The organism is Helcococcus ovis, assembly GCF_004524775.2.
GTDB classification, from domain to species: Bacteria; Bacillota; Clostridia; order Tissierellales; family Peptoniphilaceae; genus Helcococcus; species Helcococcus ovis.
On the sequence record NZ_CP119081.1, the window covers coordinates 1,005,902 to 1,019,085 of the forward strand.

General features: G+C 37.0%; 5 protein-coding genes. All 5 read right to left on the reverse strand.

The window, feature by feature from the left end:
* Positions 1-24: 24 nt before the first annotated feature.
* The 5 genes from EQF90_RS04720 to EQF90_RS04740 all read right to left on the reverse strand — a co-directional run bounded on the left by EQF90_RS04720 (position 25) and on the right by EQF90_RS04740 (position 13,114).
* Positions 25-684, reverse strand: coding sequence for a single-stranded DNA-binding protein (locus tag EQF90_RS04720; protein WP_134711674.1), 660 nt, complete (start codon positions 682-684; stop codon positions 25-27).
* A 40-nt stretch (positions 685-724) separates the two neighbouring features.
* Positions 725-9,478 carry a helicase-related protein gene (locus EQF90_RS04725; protein ID WP_134711673.1) on the reverse strand — a complete coding sequence of 2,918 codons (8,754 nt, stop codon included), beginning with the start codon at positions 9,476-9,478 and terminating at the stop codon, positions 725-727.
* 173 nt (positions 9,479-9,651) lie between these two features.
* Entirely contained in the window at positions 9,652-11,127 is a 1,476-nt protein-coding gene (locus EQF90_RS04730) for an AlbA family DNA-binding domain-containing protein (protein WP_134711672.1), read from the reverse strand.
* A 17-nt stretch (positions 11,128-11,144) separates the two neighbouring features.
* Entirely contained in the window at positions 11,145-11,324 is a 180-nt protein-coding gene (locus EQF90_RS04735) for an AbrB/MazE/SpoVT family DNA-binding domain-containing protein (RefSeq protein WP_024397232.1), read from the reverse strand.
* A gap of 83 nt (positions 11,325-11,407) precedes the next feature.
* Positions 11,408-13,114 (reverse strand): DNA topoisomerase 3, encoded by a 1,707-nt coding sequence (locus EQF90_RS04740; protein ID WP_134711671.1) that lies wholly within the window; start codon positions 13,112-13,114, stop codon positions 11,408-11,410.
* Positions 13,115-13,184: the final 70 nt, after the last annotated feature.

Sequence of the window (13,184 nt, forward strand, 5' to 3'; positions counted from 1 at the left end):
CCTAAGACTACACCGACCATAAGTTTATCTCTCAGCTTCTTTGCTTGCTTCTTTCTTTTCTTTAGGCTTTTCCTTATCTTCAGCCTGATATTTTTTGATAGCTCCAAGTACAGATTCTTTCTTTTCTTCTTGTCCTTTCATCTGTTCTTTTGCCTTTAAGAGCTTTGAAGAAAGTATCCTTACATTACTATGCTCCTTGCCATTATCATCAATGGAAGTTCTGATTTGTCCAAAGAGCTTCACAAAATCTCCCTGCTTAAAGTATTTTGGAATATCACCCTTTTCTCCATAAGCGGAACAATTATGATATATCTTGTTACCTTCATCATCTTTGGATACTACGGAAAAATTCGCTACCTTGAAGGCTTCTCCGTTCTTATTTTCCCTTTCAACTACATCAACTTTTCCGACAATATTTCCAACGATATTGACAAGGTTATCTTTCTCTTCTCGAACATAAGGCAGGTCTTTAATCTGCCCCTGTTCCCTTAAATCTTCAATCATATAATCAAATTCCTCATGCAGTAAATTAACGGTGTCATTGTCCATATATGCATCATATAGTTTGTCTAATGCACTTTCATCGTTAATGCCTTTTTCCATACTGATAACCGCCTTAACAAAGTCCTTGTGATTATCACTTACCATATCTTCTATCTGATTTCTCATTGTTTTGTAATCCATGTTTTTTCTCCTTTCATGGTAAAAGAAAGGTTCCCCTCCCTTATCGTACATATTCCTGTTCTTTTGCAGTTTGTTTTTCTTCTGTTTTACTTTCTTCCTGATAGGCTCTTATCTGTCCTAAGATAGATGGTTTATCACCCGTTTTCTGTGTGGCTTCCTCTTTGGTATGCAAATTATCTTCAACATCATAGGTTGACTCAAAATAATCGCTGTCCTTAAAGTCATTGTCATATCTGTCAGCAATTCCATCATTATCAAGGTCTTTAGAAAGTGGATCATAGAAGTTACCTTCATCATCAATTTCAAGTCCCATTGCTTGCTTCAATTCTTCTTCATCTACCGAAACAAAGGTATTAAACTCTCCATTTTCCATTTCAAATTTTATGACATCAAGAGCCTTTTCAACACTTCCATTTTCCTTTACATAATCATAATGACTTACTACAACATCATTTACATATTGAGTTGCTGTATAATTCTCAAGGTCTAACTCAAACTGTATGCCATGTCTTTCATCCGGTGTATCAGTATAAGCAATTCCTATGTGCTTTAAATCAGGATATAGAGCGTCAAACTCATCATAACTATGATTTTCTTCATACTCTCTGTTGCAGAAGTCAATGATGGCTCGTTTTACATCTTCTACAAGGGGATTATCATTTCTCTTTTCTTCCACTTCTCCCATATCAAGGAGCTTATTTAGTTCAGCCAAGCGAAGCACCTTATCCTTTAGTTCATCAGCTTTTTCAAAAGGCTTTTGTAATTCCTCTTTGGCATTTTCAAGTTGTTCTTTTGTGCTGATGAGCTTTTCTTCAAGCCTCTTTAATTTCTCAGGCATTTTCTCAAGAGCATTATCAAGCCTTGTGATATTTCCGTCTGCACTTGTTCCAAGCTCTCCTGAATGCTTTGCAGCACCATTTAAGCTAAAGTTATGAGAATTGGTAAAGAAGTTATAGCTTACCTCTAAATCCATGTTTCTATACTTACCGACAACTTTACTCTCATTGATTTTCACTTTGGAAATTGCTTCAAGCAGCTTTTCTCCAGCTAACTTCTTATCAGTAATCTTTTCTCCGAAAAGGGTAATGGAAGTAAACTTTTCCTCACCTTCCGCTTTAGGTTCAACTTCCGATATATCTTTCTTTACAGCTTCTATTAGCTTTTCTGTTCTTGCAATTTCTTCCGGGTAGTTTTTAGCGACCTTATCCTCTAATCTGTAACGGTTGGACTTATAGTTTGCTTCCAACATCTTCAGCTTCGTAACCTCGTTATCCAAATCCATCTTTTCTTTAATCTTTGGATCACCTGTGGCAAGAGCTTTAATCTCTGCATAGTTAAGTGAACTTTCATCCACATCTTCTGCCACTCTGACAGGTGTTTTACTTGTCATAATCTGAGAAATGAACTTCTGCTTATTCTCTATTGTCTGCCACAAATACGCATCAAAAGTATTCTCTGTTACATAACGATAGATATTCACTTCTTTATTCTCATTTCCCTGCCTTACAATTCTGCCCGCACGCTGCTCAAGGTCGGCAGGACGCCAAGGGACATCAAGGTCGTGTAGTGCAATCAGCTTATTTTGTACATTCGTGCCGGCTCCCATTTTCTGTGTAGAACCGAGTAATATCCTCACATCTCCCTTTCTTACCTTTGCAAAAAGTTCATCCTTTTGCTTGTCTGAGTTTGCTTCATGGATAAAGGCGATTTCTTCTTTTGGTATTCCCATTGCAACGAGTTTTTCTCTAATATCATCATAGATATTAAACTCTCCATCACCTTTCGGTGTGGACATATCAGAGAACAGAAGCTGTGTAGATTTGTTCTCTTTTGTCTTATCCCAAATGGCAAACACATTTTTCACGCAGACATTTACCTTGCTGTCAGGATTATCAGGTAGCAGCGGATTGATTAAACGCTGATCTAAAGCAAGTTTTTTACCGTCATTAGTAATTTTTAGCATATTATCTTCATCAGGCTCTACAACCCTATTTCTCACATCATCAGCTCTTTCAGATAAACTCTTTAGGATTTCCTTTTGCTCCTCACTGGGCAAGGTCTTGATAACCTCATAGTGTGCTTCAGGAGTAGGAAGATTTAACATATCCGCTGTCTGAATATCTGCAACTTCCTTGAACATAGACATAAGCTCCGGAAGATTATAGAACTTGGAAAATCTCGTTTTTACCCTATACCCTGTACCTTCAGGAGATAGTTCAAAGGAGCTTTGCGTTTCTCCAAAAGTGGAAGCCCAAGAGTCAAAATGCTCCAAGTTGTTTTTCTTTAGACTTTCATACTGAAGATAACGCTGCATGGTATAAAGCTCTGTCATAGAATTACTTACAGGTGTTCCTGTTGCAAAGACCACGCCTTTGCCGCCTGTCATTTCATCCATGTAGCGGCATTTCATAAACATATCGGAGGACTTAAAGGCTTCTGACTGTCCGATACCTGCAACATTTCTCATTTTGGTATAGAGATAAAGGTTCTTAAAGCCATGTGCCTCGTCAACAAAGAGCTTATCCACTCCTAATTCCTCAAAGGTAATGACATCATCTTTCTTAAAATCATCGTTTAGTTTCTCAAGCCTTGTTTCCAGTTTTTTCTTTGTCTTTTCGAGCTGTTTCACAGTAAAGTTCTGATTTCTGTCATGCTTGTATTCCTCCACATAGTTTATAATTTCATCAATCTGATCTTGAATATGCTTTTCCTGATATTCCTTACTCATCGGGATCTTTTCAAACTGCGTATGCCCGATTACAACGGCATCATACTCTCCTGTTGCAATTTTGCCGATAAATCTTTTTCTGTTTTTCGGCTCAAAGTCTTTCTTATCTGCAACCATAATGTTAGCTGACGGATATAGCTGCATAAACTCACGACCGATTTGACCCGTTAAGTGATTGGGGACAACAAACAAGGACTTACTGCACATTCCAAGCCTTTTACTTTCCATCGCAGATGCCACCATTTCAAAGGTCTTACCGCTTCCTACTACATGAGCAAGAAGGGTATTTCCTCCATAAAGGCTTCTTGCTATGGCATTTCTTTGATGAGGTCTTAAATCTATTTTCGTATTCATTCCCTCAAAGGAAAGATTACTTCCGTCATACTCACGATTTCGGATAGAGTTAAAACGCTCATTATACAGTTTTACAAGTCTGTTTCTTCTTTCCTGATCGTTAAATATCCAGTTTTTAAATTCTTCTTTTAGAAGCTCCTGCTTTTGCCCTGCAAGCATGGTTTCTTTTTTATTTAGTACAGAAGTTTTAGAGCCGTCCGGATTTACAATCTGGTCAAATACCTTTGTTTCTTTCAGGTTTAAGGCATCTTCAATCAGCTTATACGCATTTACCCTTGATGTACCGTAAGTCATTTCAGCAAGGTCATTTCCTCTATCCCTGCTTTTGCCCTCTACATTCCATTCACTTGTTAGATTTGAAAACTTAACCTTAATATCCCATCTTGCATATCCCGGAGTTTTCAGTGTTTCAAAGATAAACTTTTCAATATCTTTTATCGGTATCCAAGTTGCACCAAGTCTTACATTGATTTCACTTGCTTCAAGCTCCTTTGGTAAAACTTTGGTAAGCTCTGCCTTTTGGTATTCCAATCGGTTCATCTCATAGCTAATCAGCTCTTTTTCTTTGCCATCTTCCGCATAGCCAAGATGAGGCAGCTCTCTTTCCGTTTGTCTCAGCTTAGAAAGATAACTGTCAACAATCGCAATCTTGTCCCTGATATTCCCACTTAAATATTCATCCTTTGTTACATAGCCGTATTTGTAGGAATTACTGCCATTGGCACAGGCAAAAGGCAAATCTCCATCTTCGGGGTTAAAGGATAGAGGTCTATAAAAGTTTTGTTCTTCCCTAATATTTAAGTAGATTTCCCCTCGAAGCTCCTCAATCAAAGTCGGTCTGTCTTTTCCTGTAAGACCTTCCATATAGTCAAAGTCCACATATCCTTTTTCAGATACCGATAAGACAAGGGCTTCTAAAGAAGTATCCACATGATCTATGACTTTAGCCTTTGTAATAGTTCTTTTGGAGAAAATATCTCCCTTTGCCTTAAAGTTTTCTTCTTCATCAAGGATTTCAATGGAGGAAACAAGCGGGAAGTTGCTATCCTCTTTTAAAGCTCTTGTATTGCTTAAATTATTTACAAAGCCATGCTTATTAGAAAAACGGTCATAGACTTCATTTAGTTTTTCCTGTGAAGCCTTGATTTCTTCCTCACTAAAACCTTCTTTCTGCTTGTAAATCACATTTTTTAAGGCAGCATTCAGCTCAAGATAATCCTTGATTTTTTCTTTGTTTTTATCGGTTACTTCCTTTTTGATAAACAGTGAGTTTTCTCTGTAATAGACTTCATCATCAATTAAGGTATAAGAAAAGTTCTTTACATCATCAGTTGCAGGGATAGAAGTGATCTCATCATCAAGTAGCTCTACTTCTTCATACTTGGCATCTTTTGAAATTCTTTCTCCTGCAATCTCGATACGCTCCTTTAACGAAGCCATATTGTTCTCTTGCCCTAAAAAAGCTATCGGTTCACAAGTGAGTGTCTTTCCAAATCTTCCGCTTACCTCACGCATTGTGCCAAGCACTTGTTCAGGATGATCAACAAAGTATTTGTTATATGAAAGTCCATTTTCATCTTCTGCAAGGTGTATCCAATCTTCATCGCGCTCTAATACGCTATCTCTTTTCTTTAGGAAGATAATATCCGAAGTTACTTCTGTGCCGGCAACACCCTTAAAGGTATCATTTGGAAGTCTGATTGCTCCTAAAAATTCGGCTCTTGCTGCAAGATAGCGTCTTACACTTTCGTCTTTTTTATCCATTGTTCCTGAAGATGTAATAAAGGCGATAACACCGCCGTTTCTTACCTTATCAATGGACTTGGCAAAGAAATAATCGTGGATAAGAAAGTTATTACGATTGTATTCCCTGTCATTTACCTTATACTCTCCAAATGGAACATTTCCGATTGCTACATCAAAGAAGTTATTGGAAAAGGAAGTTTCTTCAAGCCCCTTAACCTGTATATCACTTTCAGGATATAAGAGTTTTCCAATACGCCCGCTTACCGAATCAAGTTCCACACCATAAAATTTTGACTTACTCATTTCATCAGGTAGATTACCGATAAAGTTCCCAACACCCATTGACGGTTCAAGGATATTTCCCTGTTTAAATCCCATACCTGAAAGTGTCTTATATATTCCGTCAATGACTGCTTTCGGTGTGTAAAAACTCGTTAGGGTAGATTCTCTTGCAGCTTCATATTCTGATGGCGATAGATTTTCCTTTAAGAAGGCTCTTGCCTCTTTCCACTGTCCATCCTTACTTTCATCAAAGACTTCAGATAATCCACCCCAGCCTACATATTTCGCTAAAATTTCCTGAGCTGTAATATCAAGCTCTCTTTGTCCACTTTCAATGCGACTCAGCATAGAGATGGCTTCAAGGTTATTATTTAACCTTTCACTTGAAGATAACTTGTCCGGGAGCGTTTCTTCCGTAATCTTGAAGTTATGAACTTCTGTTTTCTTTATTTCACTTTCTTTAGCAATAGTTTCAGGCTTTTTATATGTCAGATTTTCAAATACTCTCTCAAGATCGCTTTCAAGACGATAAGGAATTACATCGGAGCCTGTTATCATACCGCCAAGATATTCCATATTATCCTTAACTGTTACCGTCTTTAGGTTATTTCCCATATCATCAAAGCGTGTGATGGTATAGTCTTTATCCTTGTATTTAATTTCATCTCCAACGATAAACGCAGGTCTTTCAGGGCTTACTTGTCTTAATAAATCTTCATTATCCGTAAAGGCTACAATAGGGATTTGATGGTTTCCACTTCTTACAGGATCAAGCCATAAGTCATATCTTCCTGTGATTTGGTTTTTAGAAATCTCCCTTACAGTATATTCTTCATGATTAAAATAGACGGTATCGCCCCCTTTAACTGCAAATTCATCTGAAAGCCTTCCCTTTTCTTCGTTAAGCTCTACCTCTTCCTTTTCCTTCAGATAATCAAATAGCGTTTCCTGAACAGGTGTTGCAGCTACTCTTTCTTCTACTTCTTCAGATATTTCAAGTTCTTCTTTATCTTCAAAGCTAAGTTCTCCGTTAAAGACTGATTGAAGCTCCTGTTCATCCATCTGCTTTTTAAGTTCCGTATCTTTAAGTTCTCTAAAGGTCTTTGGAAAATCCTCTAAAATAAGTCTTTGGGCATTTAACTCCTTTAATTCCTCAAGATTGAAATATCCCCATTCAGGCTCAAATCCTAACACAAGTCCAAAGGCATCACCGCTTTCCCTATCATATTCCGTCATATACCAAGTCCAGTTAGAACGGAAAGGAATAATATATGCTGCATGAACCTCTTTATCCGCTAAAGCTACATCTTCCTGTGCGTAAAGTTCAGGTACTCTTTCAAGCATTTCATCAGTCATTAAGTTTTCAGGATTATCTTTAGAATAATATTGCGGTGCTTTTGCTTCTTCTATCTCTGACTTACTTTCTATTTTCTTTTCTTCAAGATAAAGATTTTTAGAAAGCAGCTCGTCAATATGCTTTGCCACACTTGACCAAGTAAGAAAAACATCATTACAATTATTCTTCTGTAATTTAAGTCCCTTTGCATCATGCCATTCATCACTTCCCATTGCCCCCGATACTGCATGACTTCTACCACCTATGCCATATTCGTCTTTTAAGAAATTAGCTTTTTCCTGCAAGGTATGATTTTCTTTGAAAAACTTTGTAATTCGCTCTTTTCCTCTATCGACGCCACTTCCTCTTGAAAGACTTTCAAGGACTTCATCTTCTGTAATAAAGGACTTCACTTTGGGAAGTTCTGTCAGATTGGTACTGTATTCCTTTCGTGACAACTCAAGTTCCTGTAACCTCTGATAAAGGCTGTCTACCTTGTGATAGTGAAACCTTAATACATTTCTGTTTTCTTTGTATCCCTCTAAAAACCTGCTGTATTCTTTGATTGTTTCTTTCAGATACTCAGGATTTTTTAATGCTTCAGACAATCTTTTCGTTTCTTCCGGAAAGCCTCCTCCGCTTGTTTTTAAGATTTCAAAATATCCCTGTCCTTGACCTTCTTCGCTTAAATCATGCATTAGATACCATAAGGATTCTGAAATTCTATCTCTTTCATAGTCAGGTGCTTCTAAAAGCTCTACATTTATAGCAAACTCACCACTATCAAGAAGCTCATTTATCCTACTTGCAGCATCACTCCAGCTTAAAATTTGTGTATCATCTTCTCTTGCCGAAGTCCCATACGCTAAATGAATGCCTTTATCCGAATACCAGGAAGATACTTCTCTTTCATCAATGTAAAATCCGTTTCCTCCTCTAAAGGTATCTTTGAGGTATTCTCCTAATTTTTCTGCCGTTTTTCCTTTGGAAAACTCAGCGATAACAGGAAGTCTACTTCCATCATGATTTCCTCCGTTAATAAGGACAGTATCTATATCCTTCTGAGTTAATGGAATGGTAAGCTTCATCTGTCCATACGAATTTTCGGGTAAAGAAAAAGAAGCCTTATCAGCTTCTTTTAACTCTACATTAGTATTATCTTTTAAATTTCCACTACTTCCTTGATTGTCATTTCCTTCAGAGCTGAAATCATCGCCCCATACTGCGGATTGTTCTCGCCCTCTATCTTCCAAGCTGTCATTAGTTTCGGCTTCTCTGTTCTCATAAACTCTATCGCTTGTTTCTGAATATCCATCAGGTGTCCTATTAGCTTCTTCTCCTTGTATAGATCCACTAACATCTCGAAGTGGCTCTGCTCCTCGCTCTGTGAAAGGTAAGTGAGCCTCATCACTGCGTAGATCGGATTCGGATACTCCCTTATGAAGTCCGTCTGTTCCTCCAAGCTGTTTAGCGTATTCTCCCTGATTTTCTCTATTATCTCGTCCGTACTCTCCATTTCGGAGAACTCGCCCGCTTTCATTTCTTTCCTGATCATCTCGTCGAAGTACATTTTCTTCTACCTCCTCTAATTCTTTCTTAATCTTATTATATCCTGCTTCTTTTCCTCTTAAAACTTCTTTTTGAAGCTCCAGTTCTTTGCTTTTCTGAATGGTTTCATCAATAATCTTTCCGCTAATATCCGATACGGTTTCGCCTAAGCTCATAAGGGAAATTCTATCAAACTTTGCAAAATTTTCCTTTAGAAGCTCATTATCCATAGGATAATCTAACTTAAATCTTGAAGCTACCGCATAACTCACTGAATCCCTAACAAACTTAGTAAAGGATATTCTATCTTCATCAGCTATTCTAAGCTCATTCATAAGACTGTCTATCTTTTCATCACCATAAAGTCTGCTTAAAGAAAAGATATTTTCTAAAGTGCTTTCACTTTCCTCATAGCCCTCACTTGTTATCATTTCCTTTAAGACATCCCTATGAGCTTCCTTATCAAATCTCCAAAGATTTACTTCATTGACATCCCTGTTTCTTGAAACTGTCTGCCTTATATCAAAGATATATGCCACTTTTTTGTATGTGCCATAGTCCTCTAAAATAGGGATACCTTTCTGCCCTCGCATAACGGTACGATTAAATCGTTCCCTCCAATAATCGAACTTGGCACAAGCTGTCGCTTCAGGATTTCTATCATAGATACTTAATTGACTTCTAAAGTCATATCTTTGATTGCTTCCGACAACCTTTAAGAGCTTCAGATATTCTGCTTCACTATGAAGCACATCTTGTTTTACAAGCTCCAAAATGTTATGAAAATCATTTATTCGCATTTTTACCTCCTTCTTTTTTACAAATAAAAAAGGCGGTTAGATTTTACTCTAATCACCTTTTGATTCTGTGTATTGCAACTTACTGCAACTTAATTTTTCTGCTACAAAACCTTATTGCATGGTACTTTTAAAAATCAATTACCTACTAAAAATCATGGTTCTGCAACTTACTTTTACTCGTTAAGTTCCCAATGACCATTATTTCCACTACCTACATATTGCAAATTATCTATTTCCTTCAAAGTTCTTTGTATCGTCTTTACACTTACCCCTGCACCTTCTGCAATAGCCTGTCTTGTAATTTTATTATTTAATCTTACTTGTGCTTTTATAAATTCAATCAGTTCATCTCTGCCCTGAGGGACACTGTGAGGGACATCGTGAGGGACACTGTGAGGGACATCGTGAGGGACACTGTGAGGGACATCGTGAGGGACACTGTGAGGGACATTCCCTCCACCCACCTTTTGCGTCGCTATCTTCTTTAGAGGAATAATCGTCCTGAATATATCTCCTTCCTCAAATAGCGGATTTTGTCCTGAATAAAGCTGTGTGTACTTGTAGGTATTTCTCATTCCTGAGCCTAATTCATCAGCAAGACCTATTTCTCTAAATACCTTTGATATAGCAGGGTTTTTAGGGAATGGCTCAAATTTCTGCAAGTCTAATGCTCCCATACCATGAGCCAAGTTGCTGTTTTCAACAGTAATTTTCTCATCATCAATAATCATCTTTGCAGGATACCCACTTGAATAATCCCTATGAGCCAATGTATTGGAAACTATCTCTCTAAGTATCCTATCTCTTGCATTGACATTGACAATTCCGTCCAATACAAATAAATCATTCAAATGCTTTTGCCCAAACTCAATAAGCCTGTCATAACTATCAATCAGATTTGTTATGACAACATCTCTATCATCATATCTATCCTTGTTTTCAACTCTGAATATAGCATCAGTTTTATGCTGTGGAAGAACGGACATAATAGAGTTGTCTTTTCCAAATAACAGAATAGCTGCTAATGTAATTCCCTCACGCTTTGTTTCCGGATCGGTCAGTATCAAATTGGCACTTCTAAGAAGTTCTTCATTGCTCATATTCTCCCAAACATGATTTTTATTTCGGGAAACAGCCATTTTCTTAGCTTTGTCAATGACAGAAGCATCAAGAAAATCAATATCAAGATTCGGATATACTTTATTAACAAAATAGCTTCCTTGCTTTCTTGCGTATAGCTTATATACAAGTTCGGAATGGTCTGTTATATTGATGTCTCCCTCATAAGACCTATCCCAAATTCTTCCATTATGCCTGCACACCTGATAGCCTTCTGGAACTCTGATGTAAATTACTTTTTTCTCGTCTATATCAAAGACTTCAGGAAGCAAATAAAGTGGCGGATACATCTTTTGCGGATTATTGATCGCCGTAGTAAATTCCTTAATCACTTTATCAACTTTCTCTTTACTAACACCAACAATCTCTCTTTTATCATTTACACCAAGTAAAATATGTCCACCATTTCTATTATTGAAAGAGCATACTGTATCAAAGATATCTTTGGTTAAAGCATTTTTGGATTCTTTAAACTCGACATCTATCTTCTCTCCATTTTGAATTAACTTCTTTATTTCATCTATCATCATCTGCTTTTTCACCACCTTTATTTCCCAATGTTTTCTTCAATAAAAACTTTGGAATTTTGAATTTCAACTCTATCTTTATTGACTACAAAAGTAACATAATCTCCATTTTCTAAATTCAAAAGTTCTCTAATCCTCTTTGGAATAGTAACCTGTCCTTTTGACATAACTTTAGCAGTATCCATAAATATATCTTTCATGACTAATTCCTTTCGCCCTACTTTTCCTACAAAAGATTATAGCACTTTTAAGATATTTTTTCTACTCTGAGATTAGTCCCGACTTACTTGCTATATGTCAGAACAGCTTCTTTTATCTCATTTTCAATCGCTTCTAAAAAATCCTCTTTTGAAGATTTCCCCTGAGCAATATCTGATAGCTCCATTTCCCACTTTGCAGTAGTTTCTGCCGACTTAAAATTATCAGCTACAATCGTTACAAGGCTAATTCCTTTATGTGTAGCTATAAGATTCTTCTTATCCCTTTCTATAAATCCCTTAAAAATTAGATTTTCTATAATTCCTGCCCTTGTTGCAGGTGTTCCAAGTCCTTTTCTTTCCACTTCTACACCTTTTTCTAAGGCTTCATTTCCTGCAATCTCCATAGACTTTAAGAGCATATCTTCAGTAAAGTGTTTCGGAGGTTGGGTGAATTTTTCTTTTATCTCTTTATTTTCAATGCTTAAGACATCGCCAACGCTTACATCAGGAAGCTCCATATCCTCATCTTTTTTCGCCTTATATTCTTTCAAATACTTAGTAAAGCCCTCCTCCTTAATAACCTTGCCGGTACTCGTAAATTCAAAGCCGTCAAATTCCGCTACAATCTTCGTTGTGCTTTCAACTAATGGATAACCTACGCTTGCGTGAAATTTATCAGATATAAGCAAATAAACTTTTGCTTCGCTTAGAGGAAGCTTAGAAACATCTTCCTTTAATGAACTGATTGTCGGAATAATCGCATGATGATCTGTAACCTTTTTAGAGTTAAATACCGTCTTTATACGCTCTGTATCAAAGTCATTCTTGCCCAAAATATTATTGACCGTACTTACAATCATATCCTCTGTTAAACACCTGCTGTCTGTTCTTGGATATGTAATGAGCTTCTTTTCATACAGGCTTTGAGCGTAATCAAGTGTCTGCTTGGCTGAGTAACCAAAATATTTATTGCACTCTCTTTGAAGCGTTGTCAAATCAAGCGGCAAGTCAGGCTTTGTAATTTTCTCTTTTTGAATAATATCAGTAATTTCAATCTTATCGCCTACTAAATTTAAAAGTTGCTCTGCTGCTATTTCATCATCAATTCTATCAGTCGAAAGTCTAAAGCCATCCATAGATAGCTCCACTGTATAGTATTTTTCTTTTTTAAAGTTTGCTATTTCATCATCTCTTTTTACGATCATGGCAAGGGTAGGCGTCTGAACTCTGCCAACACTGTAATTTTGCTTATACAGGCAAGAATAGAGCCTGCTGATATTCATACCGACAAGCCAGTCTGCTACTGCTCTTGCCTGTGCTGATTCAAAGAGATTATCATAGTCCTTTCCGTCTTTCAGATTATTAAAGCCTTCTTTAATGGCACTATCTTCCATAGATGAAATCCAAAGGCGTTTCATCTTCTTTTTGCAATTTGTCTGATTATATACCAATCTAAAAATTGCTTCTCCCTCACGCCCTGCATCACAGGCATTGATAACCATATCAACCTCTTTATCATTCATAAGCTTTTTAAGGATGTTAAACTGCTTCTTAGTAGACTTTGCCACCTCATACTTGTATTCGCTTGGAATAATCGGTAAATCAGCCATATTCCACTTGGCATACTTTTCATCGTAAGCGTCCGGATTTGCCATCTGAATTAAATGACCAACACACCAAGAAACCCTATATCCATTTCCTTCATAATATCCGTCCTTTTTTTTATTTGCTCCAATAACCTTTGCAATAGAAATTGCAACACTTGGCTTTTCTGCAATAACTAACTTCATCTGTGATTTCCTCCTGTTTTCAATATAATAGGGCGAAAGATTTTATTCTCCCGCCCTGCATTTGCACCAA

Coding starts and splice junctions, on each gene's coding strand:
- EQF90_RS04720 (WP_134711674.1), bottom strand. CDS start 684: ATGGATTACAAAACAATGAGAAATCAGATAGAAGATATGGTAAGTGAT.
- EQF90_RS04725 (WP_134711673.1), bottom strand. CDS start 9,478: ATGCGAATAAATGATTTTCATAACATTTTGGAGCTTGTAAAACAAGAT.
- EQF90_RS04730 (WP_134711672.1), bottom strand. CDS start 11,127: ATGATGATAGATGAAATAAAGAAGTTAATTCAAAATGGAGAGAAGATA.
- EQF90_RS04735 (WP_024397232.1), bottom strand. CDS start 11,324: ATGAAAGATATATTTATGGATACTGCTAAAGTTATGTCAAAAGGACAG.
- EQF90_RS04740 (WP_134711671.1), bottom strand. CDS start 13,114: ATGAAGTTAGTTATTGCAGAAAAGCCAAGTGTTGCAATTTCTATTGCA.